A 24,196-nucleotide genomic window follows, 5' to 3' on the forward strand; every position below is an offset into this window, starting at 1 on the left:
ATCAGGTAGCTGCGCGACGCGCCGTCGGAAGCGCGTCGCGCAACCCCGTTCGAGTAGGCTCGCGCGTCGTTCTGGACCTGAGACGAGAAAGTTGCGCGACATGGCCGCATCACGGTTGGGGCAGTGGCTCCTGACCTCCGACGAGCCGGAGCCGGAAGGCTTCTACGAGAGCGAGTCGAACGTCTCCGCCAACCATCAGACCCAGCCCTGGTGGAAGGTGATGTGCCTGACGGGTGTGGACTACTTCTCCACGCTCGGCTACCAGCCGGCGATCGCCGCGCTGGCGGCCGGCGCGATCGCACCGTTCGCGACGCTCGTGCTGGTGCTCATCACCCTCTTCGCCGCGCTGCCGATGTATCGCCGGGTGGCCGAGGAGAGCCCGCACGGTGACGGCAGCCTCTCGATGCTGGAGCGGCTGCTGTCGTACTGGTCGAGCAAGCTGCTGGTGCTGGCCCTGCTCGGGTTCGTGGCCACCGGGTTCGTCATCACCATGACGCTCTCGGCCGCCGACGCCGCGGCGCACATGATCGAGAACCCCTTCCTCCACGACGCGCTCAGCGGCCAGCAGGTGCTGGTCACCCTGTTCCTGCTGGCCCTGCTCGGCGGGGTGTTCCTCAAGGGCTTCAAGGAGGCGATCGGCATCGCCGTGGTGCTGGTCGTCGCCTTCATCGGGCTGAGCGCGGTCGTCACCGTCGAGGGTCTCATCGAGGCGCTGACCCATCCGGAGGTCTTCTCCGACTGGACCGACGCCATCTCCGCCGAGCACGCCGTCCCGCTCGGAGTCATCGGCGCGGCCCTCCTCGTCTTCCCGGCCCTCGCGCTCGGCCTGTCCGGGTTCGAGACCGGCGTGGTGGTGATGCCCCTGGTCAAGGGCGACCCCGGCGACACCCAGGAGGCTCCCCTCGGGCGGATCCGCAACGCCAAGAAGCTGCTCACGGGAGCCGCGCTGATCATGAGCGTCATGCTGCTCAGCTCGACGCTGGTCACCACCCTGCTCATCCCCGCCGAGCAGTTCGAGGAGGGTGGCGAGGCCAACGGGCGTGCGCTGGCCTATCTGGCACACGAGCGGTTCGGCGACGCCTTCGGGACCGCCTACGACGCCGCCACGATCGGCATCCTGTGGTTCGCCGGCGCCAGCGCGATGGCCGGGCTGCTCAACATCGTGCCGCGTTACCTGCCCCGCTACGGGATGGCGCCCGACTGGGCCCGGCTGACCCGGCCGCTGACCCTGGTCTTCACCGTCATCGCGGCGGTCGTCACCCTCCTCTTCCGCGCCGACGTCAACGCCCAGGCCGGGGCGTACGCCACCGGCGTGCTCGCGCTGATGACCTCCGCCGCGGTGGCCGTGAGCCTGACCGAGTGGCGCCGGGGTCGACGGGGTCGGGGCCTGTTCTTCGGGCTGGTGAGCGCGATCTTCGTCTACACGATCGGCGTCACGATCATCGAACGGCCCGAGGGCCTGTTCATCGCGCTGATCTTCGTGGTGATGATCCTGGTGGTCAGCGTCTACTCGCGGATCATGCGCAGCACCGAGCTGCGGGTCAACCGCGTGGTCATCGACAAGGGTGCCCAGAAGGTGCTCGACGTCTCCATCGCCGACCCGCGCCCGATCCGGTTCATCGCCAACAAGCTGCAGGCCGGCGACAGCGACGAGTACGACGAGAAGATGGCCGAGGTCCAGCTCGACAACCACCTCGGCGACCACGAGGACCGGATCTTCCTCGAGGTCGAGATCACCGATGCGAGCGAGTTCGAGACGCTCGTCGAGGTCACCAGCGTCCAGGTCGGCAAGCACCGCATCCTGCGCGCCACCGGCTCCAGCGTGCCGAACGCCATCGCGGCCTTCCTGCTCCACGTCCGCGACCTCGACGACCAGGTCCCGCACGTCTACTTCGAGTGGTCGGAGCGGGCCCCCGCCGACAACGCGCTGCGGTTCTGGCTGGCCGGTGAGGGTGACATCCCGCCGCTGACCCACGAGATCCTCCGCAAGGCCGAGCCGCGCGAGGAGCGGCGGCCCCAGGTGCACGTCGGCGGGTAGCGGCACCCCTTGCCTCTTCAGGTACCTCCATGTTTAGGTAAGCCTTACCTAAACATGGAGGTGTCATGGAGTCGACTCCCCGCATTGCCCGCAGCATCCTGTCCTGCCCCCGCGGGGGCAACGTGGTCATCGACGGCATCCCCTACTCGATGGAGGAGCTCGAGATGCAGGGCTTCGCCGACGACGGCGGACGCCCGACGTTCCTGTGCCCGCCCGAGCAGCGGATGGCGTACGCCGGCCGTCGGGGCAGCCACGTCGTGCTGGTCCTCCAGGGCGCGCTCGGCGACCGCGAGGCGGTCCGGCTCACCGGCACGCTGCGGTGGCTGCGTACGGATGCCTGCACGTGCTGCGAGACGGAATGGGAGGAGGTCGTCATGGACGTCTCCCACGTGATGCTGGTCCGCCCCACGGGCGAGGCGGTGCCGATCCCGCTCGACGCCTTCACCGACCGCGACCTCGACCTCAACGACGGCGTGATCCACCGCAACCAGGACCACCTCAACAACCACCACGGCAACGAGCTCCGCGAGGCGGTCGCGACCCGTTCCTACATCCCGGTCGAGAGCATCCTCGCCGCTCAGATCACCGGCCTCTGTGCGGACGGGTTCGATTTCCAGTGGGTCGACGAGCACGGCGCTCACAGCGCGCGGACGACGTTCGACCGGCCGGCTCGGACGCCGGAGGACCTCGTCGCCGGGGTCCGGAAGGCGCTCGCCGCCGAGATCTGCTGAGCGGGACACACGCGACGAACCTGTTTCCTGGTACACAAATCCCATGTACCTTGGTGACGTATCAACGTCGTGCAAGGAGGCTCGGATGGTTGTGCAGACACTTCGCTCGATCGGTGGCTACGTGGGTGCCGTCGCCGGCTCCCCGGTCCGGATGATCACACCGACCCGGCCTGCGCCCCGCCGGGCGTATGACGAGACGCTGCGTACGCTGTCCGAGGCGTCGGTCGAGAAGTACTTCAACGCGTTCAAGGACGTCGACTGGGACGCTCCGGAGATGGCGACCGACGAGGACGACGAGCGTTGGATCCTGCCGACGCTCGACCTGCTCGGCGCCCACCCGTGGTACCAGTCGCTGCCCCGGGCGCGGCAGATCGAGGTCGGCCGGCACCGGCTCACCGCGATGGTGAAGACCGGCTCCCAGTTCGAGCAGCTGCTCCTCCTCGGCGGCACCCAGTTCCTGATGGGCGTCGAGAACGGCGACCCCGAGTTCCGCTACTTCATGCACGAGCTCACCGAGGAGACCCACCACATCCAGATGTTCCAGGAGTTCACCAACCGGGTCTGCCCCGACGTCGTCGGCGCACCTGGCTGGCTGATGCGCTCCATCCCGCTCGTGGGACATCTCGGCGCGCTCTACCCGGCGCTCTTCTTCGCGATCATCCTGGCCGGCGAGGAGCCGATCGACCATGTGCAGAAGGAGGCCATGCGCGCCGGCGGCACCCACCCGCTCCTGGACCAGATCATGGCCATCCACATCGCCGAGGAGGCCCGCCACATCGGCTTCGCGCACGCCTGGCTCGAGGAGCACGCACCGTCGCTCAACCCGGTCTCGCGCCTGGCCCTCGGCATCCTCACGCCGCTCGCGATGCGCCTGGGATCCGACGCGATCATCATCCCGTCGCGTGCCGACCGGGAGCTCATGGGCCTCCCGGACGAGGTTGTCCGCGAGGTCTGGGGCACCGGCCCCGAGGCCGCCGCGTTCCGTCGTCATCTCTTCGCCGACGTCCGGATGCTCTTCGACAACCTCGGACTGCGTACGCCGCTGACCCGGTGGTCCTGGCGGGTGCTCGGCGTCGACGGCCGGCCGGCGCGTTTTCGCGCCGAGCCACCGACCGTCGCTGCTTGACGAGCGGAGTTGAATGGCATCACCGACTCAACCGAGGAGCACGATGCCGAACAACGACAATGGCCGCGCGAACATCGGCGTGGTGGGCCTGGCCGTCATGGGGTCCAACCTGGCCCGAAACCTCGCGTCCCGCGAGGGCAACACCGTGGCGGTCTACAACCGCACCTACGCCCGCACCGAGGAGCTCGTCACCGAGCACCCCGAGGCCGGATTCCTCGCCTCCGAGACGATCGACGACTTCGTGGCGACGCTGACCAAGCCGCGCACGGCGATCATCATGGTCCAGGCGGGCAAGGGCACCGACGCGGTGATCGAGCAGCTGGCCGAGCGATTCGAGCCCGGCGACATCATCGTCGACGGCGGCAACGCCAACTTCAACGACACCATCCGCCGCGAGCGTGAGCTGCGCGAGCGGGGCCTGAACTTCGTCGGCACCGGCATCTCCGGCGGCGAGGAGGGCGCGCTCAACGGCCCCTCGATCATGCCCGGCGGCTCCGCCGAGGCCTGGGAGACGCTCGGCCCGATCCTGAAGTCGATCGCCGCCGTGGCCGAGGGCGAGCCGTGCGTGACCCATGTCGGCACCGACGGCGCCGGCCACTTCGTGAAGATGGTCCACAACGGCATCGAGTACGCCGACATGCAGCTGATCGCGGAGGCCTACGACCTCCTCCGGCGGGTGGGCGGGCTCTCGGTGGAGCAGCTGGTCGACGTCTTCAAGGACTGGAACACCGGCGACCTGGAGTCCTACCTGATCGAGATCACCGCCGAGGTGCTCGCCCAGAAGGACGCCGAGACCGGCTCCCCGCTCGTGGACGTCATCCTCGACGAGGCCGGTTCCAAGGGCACCGGTGTCTGGACGGTGCAGAACGCGCTCGGCCTGGGCATCCCGGTCTCCGGCATCGGCGAGGCGGTCTTCGCCCGGGCGGTCTCCTCCAAGCCCGCCCAGCGCGGGGCGATGCGGGCCTCGGTGACCAACCGCCCGAAGCCGCCGGAGGTCCCTGACACGTTCGTCGATGACGTACGCGCTGCGCTCTACGCCTCGAAGGTGGTCGCCTATGCGCAGGGGTTCGACCTGATCGTGGCCGGCGCGAAGGAGTACGGCTGGGACATCGACCTCGGCGCGCTCGCCAAGATCTGGCGGGCCGGCTGCATCATCCGGGCCCGCTTCCTCAACCGGATCGTGGACGCCTACGCCACCGAGCCCGACCTGGAGACGCTGCTGGTCGACCCCTACTTCGCCGACGCGGTCGCCTCCGGCGAGGAGGCGTGGCGGCGCGTCGTCGGCATCGCGGCGGCCTCGGGCGTACCCGCACCCGGGTTCTCCTCGGCGCTCGCCTACTTCGACTCGCTCGCCGCCGACCGGCTCCCGGCCGCGCTCATCCAGGGCCAGCGGGACTTCTTCGGCGCCCACACCTACAAGCGCGTCGACAAGGACGGCACCTTCCACACGCTCTGGTCCGACGACCGCTCGGAGATCGCGACGACACCCTCGACGCACTAGAGATACCGAACTTGGGGCTGTCGGCCCAGCCGGCGGCAGTCCTACTTTGGAGCATGGGGTTCGACGTCGCGGCGGAGAGGTATGCCCGCTTCATGGGGCGCTACGCCGAACCCCTCGCTCCCCACTTCGCCGACTTCGCCCGGGTCAGCATGGGCCAGCGGGTGCTCGACGTCGGCTGCGGGCCGGGCACGCTCACCCGGGTCCTGGTGACCCTGACCGAAGCCCACCTGGTGGCCGCCATCGACCCGTCGCCGCCCTTCATCGAGGCGGTTGCCAGGAAGCTGGCGAGGGTGGACGTGCACACCGGCGTGGCCGAGGCGCTCCCCTTCGCCGACCACTGGTTCGACGTCTCGCTGGCCCAGCTGGTCGTGCACTTCATGACCGACCCGGAGGCGGGCATCCAGGAGATGATCCGGGTCACCCGGCCCGGCGGCACCGTCGCGGCGTGCGTCTGGGACGCCGACACCGGTGCCGTCGCACCGTTCTGGGCCTGCGTGCACGAGATCGACCCGGAGGCCCAGGACGAGGCCTTTCTCGCCGGCGCCCGGATGGGTGACCTCGAGCAGATGTTCAAGAAGGCCGGCCTCCGCAAGGTCGAGCCCAGCGGCCTGGTCATCCGCGTCACCCACCCGACCTTCGAGGACTGGTGGGACCCCTACACGCTCGGCGTAGGCCCCGCCGGTGACTACGTGAGCTCCCTCGACGACGCCGGCCGCAAGGCGCTCGAGGACGTCGCGCGGCGACGGCTCGGCAACGGCCCCTTCACGGTGACCGCGACCGCGTGGGCGGCCCGCGGCACCGTCGCCTGATCCACGGCGTGACTTCGGTCTCGATCCGCGTGGCAATTTGCATCGCTCCCCTATCCTCCATAAGGTTGTAAAAGTCAACCAACCAGAGGGGCGATGATGGAGCAGGCGACCTACCGCGACCTGATGCATCGACTCAGCGAGGTCGGGGCCGTCAAGAAGGGCCTTGCCCGCAACCTCCCGCCCGACCTGCCGGCCGGGTCCGCGGGCGTGCTGGGTCTGCTGTCCCAGCACGGCGAGATGACCATCAGCGAGCTCACCGATCTGCTCGCCATCGACATCTCGGTCACCAGTCGCCATGTCTCGTACCTCGCCGATCAGGGCTGGCTCGAGCGCTCCCCCAACCCGGCGGACGGGCGCTCGCGCCTGCTGCGTCTCACCGACTCCGGGCGCGACCTGCTCGACGGGTTCGCCGACCACATCGCCGAGCTGCTCGCCGAGCGGCTCAGCGACTGGAGCGACCAGGAGGTGCACGAGCTGATCCGGCTCATGGCCAAGCTGCACGACAGCCTCGCCTGCCCCGCGCACTCGCTCACCCACGTACGCAACTGACGCTTCGCTCAACCCCCGCTGAGCTCACTACAGAAGGGAAGTCCATGGCAACGACGACAGCCGAACGGACTCACGCCGGACCGCCCGGAGGCGCGTCCGACGACGGCTTCCACATGTCTCACCGCGAGATCATGGAGGCGCTCTCGGGCCTGCTGCTCGGCATGTTCGTGGCGATGATCTCCTCCACGATCGTCTCCAACGCCCTGCCCGAGATCATCGCCGACATCGGCGGCGGGCAGTCGGCCTACACCTGGGTGGTCACGGCCTCGCTGCTGACCATGACGGCCACGACCCCGCTGTGGGGCAAGATGGCCGACCTGTTCAGCAAGAAGGTGCTGATGCAGCTCGCGCTGGTCCTGTTCGTGGCGGCCTCGGCCGTCGCGGGTCTGGCCCAGAACCCGGGCCAGCTGATCGCCGCGCGCGCGGTCCAGGGCATCGGCATGGGCGGTCTGACCGCCCTGGCCCAGGTCATCATGGCGGCGATGATCGCGCCGCGTGAGCGTGGCCGCTACTCGGGCTACCTCGGCGCCGTCTTCGCGGTCGCCACCGTCGGCGGCCCGCTGCTCGGCGGGGTCATCACCGACGCCGACTCCCTCGGCTGGCGCTGGTGCTTCTACGTCGGCATCCCGTTCGCGGTGATCGCGTTCATCGTCCTGCAGAAGACCCTCCACCTGCCCGTCATCAAGCGCGAGGGCGTCAAGGTCGACTGGGCCGGCGCGTTCTTCGTGGCGGCCGGCGTCTCGCTGCTGCTGATCTGGGTGACCTTCGCCGGCGACAAGTACGACTGGGCCTCCTGGGAGACCGCGGCCATGGTCGGAGGCGCCGTGCTGCTCCTGCTGATCTTCGTCCTGGTCGAGTCTCGGGCCAAGGAGCCGATCATCCCGCTGCGGCTCTTCGCCAACCGCACGATCACGCTCTCCTCGCTCGCCTCGCTCTTCGTCGGCGTGGCGATGTTCTCCGGCACGATCTTCTTCAGCCAGTACTTCCAGCTCGCCCGCGACAAGTCGCCGACGATGGCCGGCGTGATGACGATCCCGATGATCGCCGGACTGTTCCTCTCCTCGACCGTCTCCGGCCAGGTCATCACCCGCACCGGCAAGTGGAAGGCCTGGCTGGTCGTCGGCGCCCTCCTCATCGTCGGTGGGCTCGGCCTGCTCGGCACGATCCGCTACGACACCGAGTACTGGCACGTCGCGATCTTCATGGCGGTCCTCGGCCTCGGCGTCGGCATGACGATGCAGAACCTGGTCCTCTCCACGCAGAACCAGGTCGCGCCCGCCGATCTCGGTGCGGCCAGCTCCACGGTCACCTTCTTCCGCAGCCTCGGCGGCGCGATGGGCGTCTCCGCGCTCGGCGCGCTGATGGCCCACCGGGTCACCGACTACGTCAAGGACGGTCTCGAGGACCTCGGCCCGAAGTACGCCGCCCTTGCTCAGGGCACCTCGGGCGAGATCCCCGACATGGACAAGGTGCCCGAGCCGCTGCGGTCGGTGCTGGAGAGCGCCTACGGCCACGGCATCGCCGACATCTTCCTGATCGCCGCCGGTGCCGCCGTCCTCGCGCTGCTGTTCGTGGTGTTCATCAAGGAGGTTCCGCTGAAGACCAGGGGCGGGCTCGCCCAGGCTGCCGAGGAGGCAGCCGCGATCGACGGGCCGGCCGCGGTCGCCGAGGGCGTCGCCGGAGTGGCGGAGCAGCACCCTGCCCCCGCCTCCCCCGGCACCCCGCTGCACGGGTTCGTCCGCGGCTCCGGGAACGTCCCGGTCCCGCACGCCGCGGTCACGCTGATCTCGCTGTCCGGGCGCCAGCTCGGCCGCTCGGTCGCCCACGCCGACGGCTCCTACTCGGTGGACGCGCCCGGCTCGGGGACCTACGTCCTGATCGCGTCGGCCGACGGCTTCCAGCCGCAGGCCTCCACGGTGGTCGTGGGCGGTGAGCCGGTGGCGTACGATCTCCTGCTCAGCGGCACCACGGGCCTCAAGGGCATCGTGCGCGGCGGCGAGGACGGCGCGCCGATCAAGGACGCGATGGTGATCGTGACCGACGTACGCGGCGACCTGCTCTCCACCGGCACGACCGTCGCGGACGGTACGTTCTTCATCGACGAGCTGGTCCCGGGACCGGCCACGGTCGCGGTCAACGCCGCGGGCTTCCGCCCGCACGCCGTGCCGATCGAGATCGGCGCCACCGGCGTGACCCGGATCGAGGTCGACATGGTCACCGGCGCCCGCCTGACCGGCGTCGTCAAGGCGGCCTTCGGGCCCCTCGCCGACGCCCGGGTGACGCTGGTCGACGCGGCCGGCAACGTGGCCGGCACCGCGACGACGGGTGCGGACGGGGCGTACGCCTTCGCCGATCTCGACGGCGGCGACTACACCGTCCTGGCGACCAGCTACCCGCCCGCGGCCAGCACCGTGAGCCTCACCGGCCACGGCGTGGACGGCCACGAGATCGTCCTCTCCCACCCCGAGGACTGATCCGCGATGGCACTGACCGCACAGATCCGCACCCGCGACGGCTGGGCCGTCGCGCACGCGGTCGTCACCCTCACCGACACGGCCGGCGGTCAGGTGCTGCGCGCCGAGGCCGACGAGGACGGTGTCGTCACCGACGACACCGTCCTCGCCCCCGGGCCGTACGTCGCGATCATCACCGCGATCGGGTGGTCCCCCACCGCGGCGACGGCGATCGTGACCGGCTCCGGGCGCGCTTCGCTGGGGACCGTCACGCTGACCCGTCAGGGCGACACGTCACTCCCGGCGCCCGGTCCGTGGACCATCGATCCGGCGCACTCCACCGTCGGCGCGGTCGCGCAGCACCTGGGTATCTCCAGCGTGCGCGGCCGGTTCACCGACTTTGCCGGTGTCGTCGAGATCGCTCCCGACCACCTGGAGAAGTCGCGCGTCGAAGCCGTCATCCGTGCCGAGTCGATCGACACCGGCAACCGGATGCGCGACGACCACCTGCGCAGCGGCGACTTCCTCGACGTCGAGGCGTACCCCGAGATCGTCTACCGCTCCACCGGGCTCACCCCCGCCGGAGCCGACCGCTGGACCGTCCACGGGGAGCTCTCCATGCACGGCCAGACCCGCTCCGTCGATCTCGACGTCGCCTATCTCGGCACCGGCCCGGACGCCTGGGGCGGCACCCGTGCCGCCTTCCGCGCCACCGCCCAGCTGCGCCGCGACGACTTCGCGATGAACTACAACCAGGCCGTCGCCGCCGGCATCGCCGCCATCGGCACGACCCTCAAGGTCGAGCTGGACATCCAGGCCGTCCAGGGCGACTCGCTCCCAGCCTGAGCCGAAGCGTCAGCCCCGTCGGCCGAGGCGTCAGCCCCGTCGGCCGAGGCGTCAGCCCGGTCGGCCGAGATGGCAGCACTCTGCCGTCTCGGCCGACGTACGTGACGTCTCGGCCGACGTACCTGACGCCTCGGCCGACGTACGTGACGCCTCGGCAGGGTTGTCACGGGCGGACTGAGACTCTGCGAGTATGAGTGCATGGAGCTGCGCCATCTTCGCTACTTCGTCGCGGTCGCCGAGGAGCGCCACTTCGGGCGGGCGGCGCAGCGGCTCCACATGGCGCAGCCGCCGCTGTCGCAGCAGATCCGCCAGCTCGAGGCCGAGCTGGGGCTCACCCTGCTCACCAGGACAACGAGACGGGTCGACCTGACGCCGGCCGGTGCTGCGTACCTGGAACGGGCGCGGGAGATCCTCGGTGCCGTGGACGCCGCCGCCCACGAGGCCGCGAGCATCGCCTCGGGGCGGCGGGGGCGACTGCTGATCGGGTGCGTCGGGTCGGCCACCTACTCCCTGCTCCCCGAGCTCGCCCGCACCCTGCGGGCCGAGCTGCCGGAGGTGGAGTTCGGGTTCCGGGGCGAGATGCTCTCGCCGGACCAGGCGGCGGCGCTCGCCGACGGCACCCTCGACCTCGGCCTGCTCCGCCCCCTCCCCGCGGGCAGCTCCGAGGGCCCCGCCCTCGCGATCACCCACCTGCGCCAGGAGGACCTGCTGGTGGCGATGCCGAAGGATCACCGGTTCGCCGCCCGCCGTCGGGTACGTGTCGCCGACCTCGACGGCGAGGGCCTCGTCATCCACGCCGGCAGCGGCCGCTCGGCGATGAACGCGATGATCCAGCACCTCTTCGACGAGGCCGGGATCAGCACCCACATCGCCCACGAGGTCGCCGAGACCTCCACCCTGGTCACCTTCGTGGCCGCCGGCCTCGGGGTCGCCATCGTCCCCGAGCCGACCGCCGCCCTGGCCGTACCCAACGTCGTCTACGTCCCCCTGACCGGCACCCCCGGCGTCGAGCTCGTCGCCGCCACCCGGGCTGGCGACGAGAGCCCGCTGCTCACCCGCGCACTCGCCATCCTGGCCGGCCTCAGCGCCAACTAGCCGAGTCGGGTCAGCGGCAGCGCAGCGTCTGCGACGGGGCGACGCCGTAGGCCTGCCGGTAGGCGGCGGCGAAGCGGCCGAGGTGGGTGAAGCCCCACCGGTAGGCGACCTCGGCGACCGTGTCGCCACGACTGGCGATGAGGTCGGCGTGGACGCGTTCGAGGCGGATCTCCTGCAGCCGCTGGGTGGGCGTGCGGCCGAGGTAGCGCTGGAAGCCCTGCTGGAGCCGGCGGATGCCGACGTCGGCCTCGCGGGCCAGGTCGGAGACGGTCCACTCCCTGGCCGGGTCGGCCTCCATGGCCTCCACGACGCGGGAGACGATGCGGGGCTGGACGGAGCCGACGGCGGGCTCCTCGGGAAAGCAGGCGGCGACGAAGGCCGCGGTCAACGTCCCCGCCAACCGGCGACGGACCCGCTCGTCACCCACCAGGGCCGGGTTGCGCATCGCCTCGGTTCCGAGCGAGCCGAGCAGGCCGATCCAGGCGCGGGCGCCGTCGGCGCGCAGGTCGAGCTGGGCGGGCAGCCGGTCGGTGTGCAGGCCGACCAGGGCCGCCACCTCGTCGACGAGGTAGTCGCGCTCGACCCGCATCCCGACGATCGAGCAGTCGGCCGACCACCGCGTCATCTTGGTCGGCCGGTCGGGAGGACAGACGGTCGCCTGACCGTCGAGCGAGAGCACATGGGCGCCACCGACGTTGGCCTCGAGCACCCCGCTGCGCGGGACGTTGACCGCCCAGGCACCCGGGTGGTCCGACTCCACCGACACCTCCGCGCCCCAGCCGATCCGGGTCAGCCGCACCGGCCCGAGGTCGACCGCACGCAGCTCGGCAGGGCGGGCCGGCCGGCCGCGCATGGTCAGGGCATGCGGGAAGTAGGCCCGGGAGACCTCGTCGGAGAAGGTCTCCATGTCGCCGGACGACCCGGACGACGCGGTGAGAGTGCCGGTCACGCTCATCTGTCACCCCCTTAGTGACGTCCTTCACATTAACAGCGCATCGAGCTTCCGCCGAGAGCGTCCGGAAACCCGGTGCGCAATCCGGACAACCCCTTCGCCCAGCGGATCGCCGCCCTCGCGATCCGGATCTAGCGTCGTCCTCCAACGTGACCGCCGCCACACATCCTGCGGCCCGACGAAGGAGGAGCTCCATGGACCCACGCACCCTGCGGTCGACCTTCGGCCGCTTCGCGACCGGCGTCACCGTGATCACCTGCCACACCCCCGACGGCGCCCACCACGGGGCCACCGTCACGGCCTTCACCCCGATCTCGCTCGACCCGCCGCTGGTGCAGGTCGCCATGACGCGTACGTCCAAGGCGGCCGCCTACCTCGAGGGCGCCGCGTTCGCGGTCAACGTCCTCGCCGCCGACCAGAGCGACATCGCCATGCACTTCGCCGGCCGCCCCTGCAGCGACCCGCTCCCCTGGCGCGAGGGCGCGACGGCGCCCCGGCTCGGCGGGACGGCCGCGACCCTGGTGTGCCGCCCGTGGCGTACCGACGACGGCGGGGACCATCTGCTCTTCCTCGGAGAGGTCGTCGAGGTGATCACCACCGACCGCAAGCCGCTGCTCTTCCACGACAGCGCCTTCCACCACATCGGCAACCCCTCGTCCGAGGTCGTCTGGCTCGGCTGCCAGGACGACCCGAGCACCGGGTGGTTCGACGCCACCACGTCCTTCACCGCCATCGAGACCCCCGCGATCCCGCGATCCACCCACTACTGACACCGGCCAGAACCAAGCCCAGACCAAGGAGAGAACCATGACCGACACCCTCGCCCCCGAGTCCCAGACCGACGGCCCGCCGACCATCAACCCGGCCGCCGACTCGCCCGCCAACAAGCAGACCAACTTCGCCTCGCGGCCGATGACCGGCGACGAGTACATCGAGAGCCTGCGCGACGGCCGCGAGATCTACCTGCACGGCGAGCGGGTCGAGGACGTCACCACGCACCCGGCGTTCCGCAACCCGGTGCGGATGACCGCGCGCCTCTACGACGCCCTGCACACCGGCCCGCACGTCGACGAGCTCACCGTGCCGACCGACACCGGCAACGGCGGCGTCACGATGCCCTTCTTCAAGACCCCGACCTCCTCGGCCGACCTGCTCAAGGAGCGTGACGCGATCGCGCGCTGGGCCCGGATGACGTACGGCTGGATGGGCCGCTCCCCCGACTACAAGGCCAGCTTCCTCGGCACGCTGCACGCCAACAAGGAGCTGTACGCCCCGTTCCAGGCCAACGCCGAGCGCTGGTATCGCGAGTCCCAGGAGAAGGTCCTCTACTGGAACCACGCGATCATCAACCCGCCGGTCGACCGCCAGCTGCCCCCGGACGAGGTCGGCGACGTCTACATGAAGGTCGAGAAGGAGACCGACGCCGGCCTGATCGTCTCCGGCGCGAAGGTCGTGGCGACCGGCAGCGCGATCACCAACTACAACTTCATCGCCCACTACGGCCTGCCGATCCGCAAGAAGCAGTTCGCGCTGATCTGCACCGTCCCGATGGACGCCCCCGGCATCAAGCTGATCTGCCGCTCGTCCTACACCGAGCAGGCCGCCCAGAACGGCGAGCCGTTCGACTACCCGCTGTCGAGCCGGATGGACGAGAACGACACCATCTTCATCTTCGACAAGGTGCTCGTGCCCTGGGAGAACGTCTTCATGTACGGCGACGTCGACCGGATCAACGCCTTCTTCCCGCAGTCCGGCTTCCTGCCCCGGTTCACCTTCCAGGGGTGCACCCGCCTGGCCGTCAAGCTCGACTTCATCGCCGGCCTGCTGATGAAGGCGCTCGACGCCACCGGCTCCGGCGGCTTCCGCGGCGTCCAGACGCGGGTCGGCGAGGTCATCGGCTGGCGCAACCTGTTCTGGTCGCTGACCGAGTCGATGGCGCGTGACCCCGAGCCGTGGATCGGCGACGCGGTGATCCCGAAGCTGGAGTACGGCCTGACGTACCGGATGTTCATGATCCACGGCTACCCGCGGGTCAAGGAGATCATCGAGCAGGACGTCGCCTCCGGGCTGATCTACCTGCCCTCGGGCGCCGCGGACTTCAAGAGCCCGGAGGTGCGGCCGTACCTGGACAAGTACGTCCGTGGCTCCAACGGCATCACCGCCGTCGACCGGGTCAAGGTCATGAAGGCGCTGTGGGACTCGATCGGCTCCGAGTTCGGCGGCCGGCACGAGCTCTACGAGCGCAACTACTCCGGGAACCACGAGAACGTGAAGGCCGAGCTCCTCTTCGCCGCCCAGAACCGTGGCGGGGCGGACGCGATGAAGGGTCTCGCCGACGAGTTCCTGGCCGAGTACGACCTCGACGGCTGGACCGTGCCGGACCTGTTCTGACCCCACCGCTGCCCGGACGGCGCCCCTCTCTCTCCCGGGGGCGCCGTCTCAGCGCAGCACGAGCCAGAGCCCGACCGCCGAGGGCAGCAGGCCGAGGAGGAGCCACGGCGTGAACGGGCTGCGCCGGTGGATGAGGAACCCTCCGGCCAGGCCCAGCAGCCCGAAGCCTCCCGCGATGATGCACAGCCCGACGCGTGAGCTCTGGTAGACCGGGTCGATCGCCACCGCGCCGATCACCAGCCCGACCACCAGGTGAGCGACGGTGAAGACGACGAGGACGGACGCGACCCACTGCTTCACATGGGTCAGCGACTTGTCGTTGACGGGCCGGATCGGGTTGTCCGGGTCCATCAGGTGTCGCGGGCGTCGCGGTTGCTCGTTCACACCCCCATATTTACCAGGCAAACTGTTTGTGCACCAACTATTGGTACGCTAACTCACATGCCGACGAAGAAGGATCCGCTCTCGGGGATCGAGAACCCGCTGGCCCTCGATCAACAGGTCTGCTTCGGCCTGGCCGTCGCCGCCCGCAGCGTGATCGCCCTCTACCGGCCCCTGCTCGAGCCCATGGGACTCACCCACCCGCAGTATCTGGTCATGCTCGCCCTCTGGGAGGAGGAGCCGCTGCGCGTCTCGGAGCTGAGCCGGAAGGTCCAGCTCGACCCCGGCACCCTCTCCCCGCTCCTCAAGCGGCTCGAGGCCCAGGGCTACATCCGGCGCGAGCGCAACAAGCTCGACGAGCGCTCGCTCGCCGTCGTCCTGACCGAACGCGGCCGGGCGCTGCGCGACGACGCCGAGAAGATCCCGCCGGCGATCGTCGAGCGCCTCGACATGAGCGTCGACGAGCTCATGGAGCTCCACCGTCGGCTCCTGGAGGTCATCGCCGCGGCGACCCGGTGAACCCGGTCCGCGCCCGCGCGGGTGCCCCGAATAGGGGATTCACATCACCGCTCACGGGGCGCATCGTGAAGGAGAGGTCTTCCTGCGATCGGAGCTCAACCATGCGCCTCCTCGCCCCGCTGCTGTCAGTGGCACTCGTCCCGCTTCTCGTCGCGCCCGCCATGGCGGTGCCGCGTCCGTCCTCGATCCCGCTTCCCGACGACTTCCAGCCCGAGGGCATCGCGATCGGCGAGGGCAACACCTTCTACGTCGGCTCGCTGCTGGACGGCGACATCTACCGCGGCGATCTCCGCAGCGGTGAGGGCTCGACCTTCGTCGACCTCGACCCCGAGGACGGCCGGGTGGCGGTCGGCATGCGGGTCGACAAGGCACGCCACTGGCTCGTCGTGGCCGGCGGCCCGACCGGCCGCGCCTGGGTCTACGACACCCGGGACGGGTCGACCGTCGACGAGCTCGAGCTCGGCCCGGCCGCGACCACCTTCAGCAACGACGTCGCGATCACCGGCGACGCGCTGTACTTCACCGACACGTTCGCGGCCCTGATCTACCGGGTCCCGATCCTTCCGGACGGATCGTTCGGCGCGACGGAACCGATCGAGGTGACCGGCGTTGCCGCTCAGACCGGCGGCTTCGGGCTCAACGGCATCGACGCGACCCACCGAGGGTGGCTGATCGTCAACCACACCGCGCTCGGAATCCTCGCGCTGGTCGACCCGGAGACCGGCGAGAGCCAGCAGATCCCGTTGTCCGGCCCGCCTCTGGTGCCGGGCACGCTCGACGGGCTGCAGCTCGAGGGCCGTACCGCCTGGGTGGTGCAGAACTTCGCCAACTCCGTGGCCCGCGTGGAGCTCTCGCCGGACCTCACCAGCGGCGAGGTCGTCGAGGTGATCGAGTCCGACCTGTTCCGGGTGCCGACCACGGTCGACCTCCACGGCAGCACGCTCGCCCTGGTCAACGGCCGGTTCGACCTCGGCTTCCCGCCGCCGTTCGGTCCCGGAGCACCTCCCGGCACCGATTTCGACGTGGTGCAGATCCGCCCGTGACACCCGTGGATCCTGTCCGGCGCCCGCGTCGCGCGGATCCTATGGACGAGGCGCCAGCGCGCCCGCGAGCGAGTCGAGCGCGCCGGGGACGATCGAGAAGTAGGCCCACCGGCCGCGCTGCTCGCGGGCGACCAATCCGGCCTCGACGAGCAGCTTCATGTGGTGGGAGACCGTCGGCTGCGACAGCCCGACCGGCTCGGTGAGGTCGCAGACGCACGCCTCCCGACCCTCGGAAGCCGCGATGATCGAGAGCAGCTTGACCCGGTTCGGGTCACCGAGCGCCTTGAACGTCCGCGCCAGCGCCTCGGCCTGGTCGTCGTCGAGGACGCCCGCGGTCACCGGTGAGCAGCACGCGGCAGCAGCGGAGGGAAGCACGGGAAGAACGGTCATGAGGTGCAGTCTACCGAATGATATTGACGAACGTCGATACGTGACCTAGTCTCACCGACATATCGACGTTCTTGAATCTGAGGAGCATCATGACCGACCTGCCTGTTGCCGTCATCGGCGCCGGACCCCAGGGCCTCGCGGCCGCCGCCCACCTGCTCGAGCGCGGGCTCACCCCGCTCGTGCTCGAGCAGGGGCACGAGCCCGCCGCGGCCGTCGCCGACTGGGGTCACGTACGCCTCTTCTCGGCCTGGCCCGAGCTGATCGACAAGGCCGCCGCCCGGCTCCTCGAGCCGACCGGCTACGTCGCCCCCGAGAAGGGCTACCCGACCGGCGCACAGTGGCGCGAGGACTACCTCGTCCCGCTCGCCGAGGCCCTCGGCGACCACGTCCGCTACGGCGCCACGGTCACCGGCGTCTCCCGCAAGGGCCGTGACCGCCTGGTCGACGCGGGCCGCGCCGAGCAGCCGTTCGTCCTCCACGTGACCGGCGCCGACGGCTCCGAGGAGCGCATCGAGGCGCGTGCGGTCATCGACGCCTCCGGCACCTGGCGCCGCCCCAACCCGGCCGGGGCCGACGGGCTCCCCGCCCTCGGCGAGCGTGCCGCCCACGCGGCCGGCACGGTCACCTACGCGGTGCCCGACCGGGCCGACGCCGCGACCTACGCCGGCAAGCACACCGTGGTGATCGGCGCAGGTGACTCGGCGTTCAACGCGGTCAACGAGCTCACCGCGATCGCCAAGGAGCACCCCGGAACCAAGATCACTTGGGCGATCCGCCGGGCGGTCTCGACCAACACCTTCGGGGGCGGCGAGGCCGACGAGCTCCCGGAGCGGGGCGCCCTCGGCGTACGCGCGAAGAAGGCGGTCCAGGACGGCTCGGTCGAGCTGGTGACCGGGTTCCGCACGGAGCGGATCGACGGCGCCACGGTGATCGCCGAGGACGGCCGCGCCATCGAGGCCGACCAGGTGGTCGTCCTGACCGGCTACCGTCCCGACCTCGGCTTCCTGAGCGAGATGCGTCTCGACCTCGACCCGACGCTGGAGGCGCCGCGCAACATCGCCGTCCAGATCGACCCCAACATCCACTCGTGTGGCTCGGTCAGCGCGACGGGCGCCAAGGACCTCGCCCAGCCCGAGCCGGACCTCTACCTGGTGGGGATGAAGTCCTACGGCCGGGCGCCGACGTTCCTGGCGATGACCGGCTACGAGCAGGTACGCAGCGTGGTGGCCGAGCTCGCCGGCGACCACGACGCGGCCGCCCGGGTCGAGCTGGAGCTTCCGGACACGGGGGTCTGCGGCGGCGCCGGCGTCTTCGACGACCCGGACAGCACGAAGAGCGGCGGCTGCTGCGGCCCGGCAGCTCCGAGCGAGGAGCTGTTCACGATCAGCCGGGCGCCGATCACTCTCTCGTGATCGAGCGGGCCGGGGTCACGCCGAGCTCGCCGAGCAGGGTGAGCACCCGCTGCTCGATCTCGTCGCGGATGCCGCGTACGTGCTCGATGCCGCCGCCCTTGGGGTCGGTGACCTTCCAGTCCTCGTAGCGCTTGCCGGGGTAGAACGGGCAGGAGTCACCACAGCCCATGGTGATGACGACGTCGGCGCCGCGTACGACCTCGTCGGTCCAGGGCTTGGGAAACTCCCCGGAGATGTCGACGCCGAGCTCGGCCATCACCTCGACGGCGACCGGGTTGATCGATGCGGCCGGAGCCGAGCCACCGGACCAGCCGATCGCCTGGTCGCCGGCGTAGTGCTGGAAGAAGCCGAGCGCCATCTGGGAACGGCCGGCGTTCTCGATACAGAGGAAGAGGACGGCCGGCTTGTCGTCGGCCGGCGATCGATCAGGGTTCATCGAACCTTCTCCTGGGAGTGGGGGTGTGAGGGAGTGCGGGGATCAGGAGTCGAAACGGGAGGCGAGGGCTCTGACCCGGCGCTCCAGCTCGAGGTAGGCGGCGTCGAAGGCCTCGGGGCCCTTGTCCACAGGATCAGGGATCGACCAGTGCAGCTCGCCGGGGACCTTCGGCGTCTCGTGGGCACGGTCGCACACGGTGATCACCAGGTCCTCGGGATCGAGCACGTCATCCATCCGAGCGGGCGCGACGATGGGAAGGTTCAGCTGATGGCGGACAGCGGCGTCGATCGTCCCCGGATTGATGCGATCGGCGGGATGGGTGCCGGCCGAGGCGGCCGGGATCGCGCTGACCTGGCGCCAGAGCGCGGCGGCCAGATGGGACCGCGCCGAGTTGCCCGTGCAGACGAACAGGACACGCCTGGGCACCGCCACGGGGGATGCGGTGCCCAGGCTCTCGAGCGTGTCCTGCTCGAGGTGCAGGTACGTGCGTCTCCCGTCGCCCTCGGAACTGTGACGGGACACGACGCCTGCGCTCACCAGCGCCTGGACGTGGTGGGCAAACAAGTTCGACGGGACATTCAGCATCCCGGCGAGCTCTGTGGGGGAGGCATCACTGATCTGGAGGCTGTCGACGATGCGCAGCCGCACCGGATCGCCAAGCGCCGCATGAATCTTGGCCCGACGTTCTAGCTCGGCCTGTCTCTCAACCTCCATTGACTCAATGTTGACTGAGCAATCCCGACAAGTCAAGAATGCCGACGTGACCTCCTCCCTCCCCCGCCGCCTGCTGGCCGAACTCCTCGGGACCGCCCTGCTGGTCGCCGTGGTCGTCGGATCCGGCATCGCCGCCCAGCAGCTCTCCCCCGGCGACACCGGCCTGCAGCTGCTGGAGAACTCGATGGCGACCGTCTTCGGACTGGCCGCGCTGATCCTGATGCTCGGCCCGGTCTCGGGAGCACACTTCAACCCGGTCGTCTCGCTCGCCGACTGGTTCCTCGGCCGTCGCTCGGGCGCAGGGCTGTCGCTCGCCGAGGTCGCGGCCTACTCGGTCGCCCAGATCTTCGGTGCGGTCGGCGGCGCCGCGCTGGCCAACGTCATGTTCGACGTCGACCAGGCGATCTCGACCAAGGACCGTGCCACCGGCGGCCACCTCGTGGCCGAGGTCGTCGCCACGGCCGGTCTGGTGGCCCTGATCTTCGCCCTCGTACGCAGCGACCGCGGCGCCCTCGCGGCGCCCGCGGTCGGGGGCTACATCGGCGCCGCCTACTGGTTCACCAGCTCCACCTCGTTCGCCAACCCGGCGGTCACGATCGGCCGGGTCTTCTCCGACACCTTCGCCGGCATCGCGCCCGGGTCCGTCGCTCCGTTCGTCCTCGCCCAGCTCGTCGGGCTCGTCGTCGGCGTACTCGTGATCCTGGTTCTCTATCCTGACGCCGGAGACCGCGCCGACGAGGTCGTCATTCCGCACTCCTGAGCGTCTGCCCCGAGTCCGGCCCGACCACCTCCACCCGCCACGGCGCGATCGACGTGGCGGTCACAACCGGGCACCCGTCGGCCCCCATCACCACCTCGTACGCCCCGACAGCACCCGACGGCGTGACCACCTCGACCACGCGTCGCTGCCCAGGCTCGAGCCCTGGAAAGACCCGCAGCACGAGGTCGTCCAGATAGTCGTAGTCGGGTCGATCGGTGCGGGCACCGACAGGAATGACAGCTCCGGAGCGCACGTAGAGCGGAAGCGTGGAGAAGTCGTGCTGCTCCCGGCGCCATCCGCCGCCGGGGACGACCCGGCCGGTCCACCAGTCGGTCCAGATACCCGGCGGCAGATAGACATCGACGGACCCGTCGGCCGAGAACACCGGCGCGACCAGGAGGTCCGGGCCGAGCAGATACTGCCGGTCGACATAGGCACTGCCGGGATCGTCGGGAAAGGCCAGGGCCAGCGGACGCATCAGCGGAACACCCCGGGTGCTGGCGGCCAACCCGGCAGCGTACACGTAGGGCATGAGCGAGAGCTTGAGCTCGGTGAACCGCCTGGTCACCGCGACCGCGCTCTGCGGTCCTTCGTCGACGACACCGGTGACCGGGTCGACATCGAAGGTCCACGGCACCCGGTAGGAGCCACTGCCGTGCAGCCGGGAGTGGCTGGAGAGCAGCCCGAACGCGGTCCAGCGCTTGAACACCGCGGCATCGGGCGTGCCCTCGAACCCGCCGATGTCGTGGCTCCAGAAGCCGAACCCGCTCAGCGCGAGCGACAGCCCACCGCGCAGCGTCTCCGCCATCGACTCGTAGGACGACGTGCTGTCACCACCCCAGTGCACCGGCAGCCGCTGGCCACCGACGGTGGCCGAACGGGCGAAGAGGACCGCCTCGCCCTCACCGCGCTCCTCGACCAGGACGTCGTGCACGGCCTGGTTGTAGAGCTGGGTGTACCAGTTGTGCATCTGCACCGGGTCGGACCCGTCGTGGTAGACGACGTCGGTCGGGATCCGCTCGCCGAAATCGGTCTTGAAGCAATCGACCCCCTGCCCGATCAGCCGGCGCAGCTTCGCCTGGAACCACTCGACGGCGCCGGGATTGGTGAAGTCGACCAACCCCATCCCGGCCTGCCACAGGTCCCACTGCCAGACCTCGCCGTTGGCCCGACGTACCAGGTAGCCGAGGCCGGCAGCCTCGTCGAAGAGCGGTGAGCGCTGCGCGATGTAGGGATTGATCCAGACACATACCCGCAGGTCACGCTCCGTATGCAGGCGTTCGAGCATCCCGTCGGGATCAGGGAAGGTGCGGGGGTCCCACTCGAAGTCGCACCAGTTGAACTCGCGCATCCAGAAGCAGTCGAAATGGAACACCGACAGAGGCAGCCGACGCTCGGCCATCGCGTCCAGGAACCCGTTGACGGTGTCCTCGTCGTAGTCGGTGGTGAAGCTCGTCGAGAGCCACAGCCCATAGCTCCATGCCGGCACCCGCGCCGGCCGCCCGACGAGCGCGGTGTAGCGCTTCAGGATCTGCTCCGGGGTCGGACCGTAGATGACGAAGTACTCCAGGCTCTCCCCCGGCACCGAGAACTGCACCCGCTCGACCGCTTCGCTGCCGACCTCGAAGGAGACCTTCCCCGAATGGTTGACCAGCACCCCGTAGCCGCGGTTGGTGAGATAGAACGGGACGTTCTTGTACGCCTGGTCGCTGGAGGTGCCGCCGTCGGCGTTCCACACCTCGACCGTCTGTCCGTTCTTCACCAGCGGCCCGAACCGCTCACCGAGCCCGTAGACGAGCTCGCCGACACCGAGCGTGAGCTGCTCGTGGACGTACGTCTCCCCGGCGGTGGTGGCGTAGCCGACCGACCGCTCGCTGCTGCGGGTCAGCACGGTGCCGTCGGCCTCGAACCGGAGGTCCCAGGGCGCTCCGGCAGCGACGGTTGCCTGCAGCTGCCCGCTGCGCAGCACCCCGCCCGTCTCGGTCGTGGTCGCCTTCGCCGCGCCTTCCTCGGCCCCGGTCAGCTCGAACCCACGGGGTCTGCGGGCGCCGCGCAGATGCTCGATGCGTACACCGATGATGCCGTCCAGCGGCGAGCTGAGGGTGACCGTCAGGGTCGGTCGGTTGAGGGTGTCGCCGCGGGACTCGATGACCTTCGTCGGCGCGGTGACGACCACGGTGTCGTCCGTCGCCTCGATGTCGTAGGCCTGCTTGGCGTAGAGCATCTCGACCCCGGGCAGGGTGCGCCAGAAACCGTCGGTGAACTTCACAGATGAGCCTTTCTCACTTGACCGCCCCGGCGGTGACGCCGCGAGTGAGCGTGCGCTGGAAGACGAGGAAGAAGACGAGCGTGGGGATCAGGCCGAGCAACGCCGAAGCGCTCGTGGTGGTGACGTCCATCAGCTTCTCGCCCTGGAGCGCGGCCACCGCGAGGGGCACGGTCTGCTTGTCGTTGCTGACCAGGAACGTCGTCGGGATCAAGAACTCGTTCCAGGTCCAGATGAAGAAGAAGATCAGCAGCACCGAGAGCGTCTGCCACGAGACCGGGACGACCACCTGCCACAGCGAGCGCCAGCGGCCGGCGCCGTCGATCTCGGCGGCCTCCAGCAGCTCGCGAGGGAACCCGCTGTAGACGCTGGTCAGCAGGTAGGTGCCGAACGCACTCTGGATGACGGTGAAGATGATGATCACCGACCACTGGCTGTCGTAGAGCCCGACCGCCTTGGACATGGTGTAGAGCGGATAGAGCAGCGCCTCCTGCGGCAGCATGTTGGCCAGCAGGAACACCACCAGCAGCGGCAGCCTTCCCCGAGCCCGGCCGATACCGAGGGCATAGGCGTTGAACAGCGAGACCAGCACCCCGAGCACCGCGACCATCGAGGAGATGAAGATGCTGTTCCACAGCTTCGTCGGGAAGTCGGAAGCCTCCCAGAACCTGGTCAGACCGTCGAAGTAGAGGTGCGACGGCAGCTGCAGCGGGCCACCTTGGTTGTAGTCGTCGGGCGACTTGAACGAGTTGAGCACGATCAGCAGGAGCGGAGCCACCACGACCAGAGCGCCGAGCACCGCGATCGCGAGCAGCACCCAGTCCAGCGGCCGGCGGGCGTTCCTCCGACCAGTGTTCCTGACAGTCCTTCGGCCGCTCATCGGACCTCCTCGGCCTGCTCGGCCCGCCGCTGCGCGACCAGGAAGACCATCGAGACAGCGACGATCACCACGGTCAAGGCGGTCGAGATCGTGGCGCCGTAGCCCACCTGCGTACGTTGGAAGAACTCGCTGTAGGAGTAGTAGCTCGGCACGGTCGTGGAGGTGCCCGGCCCACCTCGGGTGAGGGCGTAGACCGGCGCGAAGACCTTCAGTGCGGCGATCGTGCATGTCAGGGCGACCACGAAGATCTCCGGGCGGATGACGGCGATCGTGATCGCCCGGAACCGGTGCCACCAGTTGGCGCCGTCGAGCTCGGCCGCCTCGTAGAGCTCGGGGTCGACCCGAGCGAGCGCGGCCATGAAGACGACCACCGGATAGCCGACCTGCACCCAGATCAGCACCACCATGATGGTCGGTAGCGCCCAGGTCGGATCGCCGAGCCAGTTCTGCCGGGCCCCGTCGAGGCCGACCGTGGCGAGGATCGAGTTGAGGGCCCCGTCGTCGGGGCGCGCGATCCAGCCGATCACGATGGCCGCGACGACGATCGGGATGATCTGCGGGATGTAGTAGGTGGCCCGCAGGAAGCTGGCCACCTTCCCACCGAACCGCTTCCCGACCAGGTCGAACAGCATCGATGCGATGACCAGCCCGAGCAGCGTCGGCACGATCACCATCGCCACGATCATGGCGATGCTGTTGCGGAACGACGTCCAGAACTTGGCGTCGGCGAAGAGCCGCTGCCAGTTCTCCAGTCCGATCCACTGCGGCGGGAGGATGCCGCGGTAGAAGGTGAAGCTGTAGTAGATGTTCATCGCCAGCGGGACGACCACGATCGCTGTCACCAGCAGCATCCCCGGCAGGAGATACCACCAGTAGCCCGTGCGGGCCCTCGAGGAGTTCATCG

General features: G+C 69.7%; 23 protein-coding genes. 15 read left to right on the plus strand and 8 right to left on the minus strand.

Annotated features, from left to right (window positions below; translation table 11 throughout):
* Positions 1-100 precede the first annotated feature (100 nt).
* From UG56_RS10765 to UG56_RS10805, 9 genes are all read left to right on the plus strand, one after another.
* Positions 101-2,038, plus strand: coding sequence for an APC family permease (locus tag UG56_RS10765; protein ID WP_045548320.1), 1,938 nt, complete (start codon positions 101-103; stop codon positions 2,036-2,038).
* Between the two features lie 65 nt (positions 2,039-2,103).
* Positions 2,104-2,769: a DUF2470 domain-containing protein gene (locus UG56_RS10770; RefSeq protein ID WP_045548319.1), complete on the plus strand. Its 666-nt coding sequence runs from the start codon at positions 2,104-2,106 to the stop codon at positions 2,767-2,769.
* An 85-nt stretch (positions 2,770-2,854) separates the two neighbouring features.
* Entirely contained in the window at positions 2,855-3,895 is a 1,041-nt protein-coding gene (locus UG56_RS10775; protein WP_052693443.1) for an AurF N-oxygenase family protein, read from the plus strand.
* A gap of 43 nt (positions 3,896-3,938) precedes the next feature.
* Positions 3,939-5,396, plus strand: a complete 1,458-nt coding sequence (gene gndA / locus UG56_RS10780; protein ID WP_045548318.1) for an NADP-dependent phosphogluconate dehydrogenase — start codon at positions 3,939-3,941, stop codon at positions 5,394-5,396.
* 53 nt (positions 5,397-5,449) lie between these two features.
* On the plus strand, positions 5,450-6,205 hold the full coding sequence (locus UG56_RS10785) for a class I SAM-dependent methyltransferase (protein WP_045548317.1): 756 nt from the start codon (positions 5,450-5,452) through the stop codon (positions 6,203-6,205).
* A 96-nt stretch (positions 6,206-6,301) separates the two neighbouring features.
* Positions 6,302-6,754 (plus strand): MarR family winged helix-turn-helix transcriptional regulator, encoded by a 453-nt coding sequence (locus UG56_RS10790; RefSeq protein ID WP_256206553.1) that lies wholly within the window; start codon positions 6,302-6,304, stop codon positions 6,752-6,754.
* 44 nt (positions 6,755-6,798) lie between these two features.
* Complete coding sequence (locus tag UG56_RS10795; protein WP_177191459.1) at positions 6,799-9,228, plus strand: MFS transporter; 2,430 nt, start codon at positions 6,799-6,801, stop codon at positions 9,226-9,228.
* A gap of 6 nt (positions 9,229-9,234) precedes the next feature.
* Positions 9,235-10,053 carry a YceI family protein gene (locus UG56_RS10800; protein ID WP_045549572.1) on the plus strand — a complete coding sequence of 273 codons (819 nt, stop codon included), beginning with the start codon at positions 9,235-9,237 and terminating at the stop codon, positions 10,051-10,053.
* A gap of 198 nt (positions 10,054-10,251) precedes the next feature.
* Positions 10,252-11,148 (plus strand): LysR family transcriptional regulator, encoded by an 897-nt coding sequence (locus tag UG56_RS10805; protein ID WP_045549573.1) that lies wholly within the window; start codon positions 10,252-10,254, stop codon positions 11,146-11,148.
* 10 nt (positions 11,149-11,158) lie between these two features.
* Here the strand turns inward: UG56_RS10805 and UG56_RS10810 are convergent, their stop codons facing one another.
* The gene (locus UG56_RS10810; protein WP_084100906.1) at positions 11,159-12,103 is read right to left on the minus strand and encodes an AraC family transcriptional regulator; all 945 of its coding nucleotides are present in this window, start codon (positions 12,101-12,103) and stop codon (positions 11,159-11,161) included.
* A 191-nt stretch (positions 12,104-12,294) separates the two neighbouring features.
* Here UG56_RS10810 and UG56_RS10815 point away from each other — a divergent pair, with 191 nt between their 5' ends.
* Together UG56_RS10815 and UG56_RS10820 are read left to right on the plus strand one after the other, a co-directional pair.
* A complete protein-coding gene (locus tag UG56_RS10815) occupies positions 12,295-12,870 on the plus strand; it encodes a flavin reductase family protein (protein ID WP_045549574.1) in 576 nt (191 codons plus the stop codon).
* Positions 12,871-12,907: 37 nt separating this feature from the next.
* Entirely contained in the window at positions 12,908-14,491 is a 1,584-nt protein-coding gene (locus tag UG56_RS10820; RefSeq protein ID WP_045549575.1) for a 4-hydroxyphenylacetate 3-hydroxylase family protein, read from the plus strand.
* A gap of 48 nt (positions 14,492-14,539) precedes the next feature.
* On the opposite strand, the gene UG56_RS10825 is transcribed toward UG56_RS10820, so the two are convergent.
* Complete coding sequence (locus UG56_RS10825; protein ID WP_045549576.1) at positions 14,540-14,875, minus strand: hypothetical protein; 336 nt, start codon at positions 14,873-14,875, stop codon at positions 14,540-14,542.
* Between the two features lie 57 nt (positions 14,876-14,932).
* On the opposite strand from UG56_RS10825, the gene UG56_RS10830 reads away from it, so the two are divergent.
* Both UG56_RS10830 and UG56_RS10835 read left to right on the plus strand, forming a co-directional pair.
* On the plus strand, positions 14,933-15,391 hold the full coding sequence (locus UG56_RS10830) for a MarR family winged helix-turn-helix transcriptional regulator (protein ID WP_045549577.1): 459 nt from the start codon (positions 14,933-14,935) through the stop codon (positions 15,389-15,391).
* Between the two features lie 101 nt (positions 15,392-15,492).
* Positions 15,493-16,434: a hypothetical protein gene (locus UG56_RS10835; RefSeq protein WP_052693735.1), complete on the plus strand. Its 942-nt coding sequence runs from the start codon at positions 15,493-15,495 to the stop codon at positions 16,432-16,434.
* Positions 16,435-16,473: 39 nt separating this feature from the next.
* Here the strand turns inward: UG56_RS10835 and UG56_RS10840 are convergent, their stop codons facing one another.
* Positions 16,474-16,824, minus strand: a complete 351-nt coding sequence (locus tag UG56_RS10840; protein ID WP_045549578.1) for an ArsR/SmtB family transcription factor — start codon at positions 16,822-16,824, stop codon at positions 16,474-16,476.
* Between the two features lie 89 nt (positions 16,825-16,913).
* On the opposite strand from UG56_RS10840, the gene UG56_RS10845 reads away from it, so the two are divergent.
* Complete coding sequence (locus UG56_RS10845; protein ID WP_045549579.1) at positions 16,914-18,236, plus strand: NAD(P)-binding domain-containing protein; 1,323 nt, start codon at positions 16,914-16,916, stop codon at positions 18,234-18,236.
* Here UG56_RS10845 and UG56_RS10850 read toward each other — a convergent pair.
* Both UG56_RS10850 and UG56_RS10855 read right to left on the minus strand, forming a co-directional pair.
* Entirely contained in the window at positions 18,223-18,672 is a 450-nt protein-coding gene (locus tag UG56_RS10850; protein WP_045549580.1) for an arsenate reductase ArsC, read from the minus strand. The genes UG56_RS10845 and UG56_RS10850 overlap by 14 nt on opposite strands.
* A gap of 42 nt (positions 18,673-18,714) precedes the next feature.
* Positions 18,715-19,386: an arsenate reductase/protein-tyrosine-phosphatase family protein gene (locus UG56_RS10855; RefSeq protein ID WP_045549581.1), complete on the minus strand. Its 672-nt coding sequence runs from the start codon at positions 19,384-19,386 to the stop codon at positions 18,715-18,717.
* Between the two features lie 46 nt (positions 19,387-19,432).
* Here UG56_RS10855 and UG56_RS10860 point away from each other — a divergent pair, with 46 nt between their 5' ends.
* Positions 19,433-20,146, plus strand: coding sequence for an aquaporin (locus UG56_RS10860; RefSeq protein ID WP_305728734.1), 714 nt, complete (start codon positions 19,433-19,435; stop codon positions 20,144-20,146).
* Here UG56_RS10860 and yicI read toward each other — a convergent pair.
* From yicI to UG56_RS10875, 3 genes are read right to left on the minus strand one after another with little or no spacing between them, the layout of a single operon-like run.
* Positions 20,130-22,415, minus strand: coding sequence for an alpha-xylosidase (gene yicI, locus UG56_RS10865; RefSeq protein WP_045549583.1), 2,286 nt, complete (start codon positions 22,413-22,415; stop codon positions 20,130-20,132). The genes UG56_RS10860 and yicI overlap by 17 nt on opposite strands.
* A gap of 13 nt (positions 22,416-22,428) precedes the next feature.
* Positions 22,429-23,292: a carbohydrate ABC transporter permease gene (locus UG56_RS10870; RefSeq protein ID WP_045549584.1), complete on the minus strand. Its 864-nt coding sequence runs from the start codon at positions 23,290-23,292 to the stop codon at positions 22,429-22,431.
* Entirely contained in the window at positions 23,289-24,194 is a 906-nt protein-coding gene (locus tag UG56_RS10875) for a carbohydrate ABC transporter permease (RefSeq protein WP_052693736.1), read from the minus strand. The genes UG56_RS10870 and UG56_RS10875 overlap by 4 nt, the downstream gene beginning before the upstream one ends.
* Positions 24,195-24,196 lie beyond the last annotated feature (2 nt).

Source organism: Nocardioides luteus, assembly GCF_000960475.2.
GTDB lineage: Bacteria > Actinomycetota > Actinomycetes > Propionibacteriales > Nocardioidaceae > Nocardioides > Nocardioides luteus_A.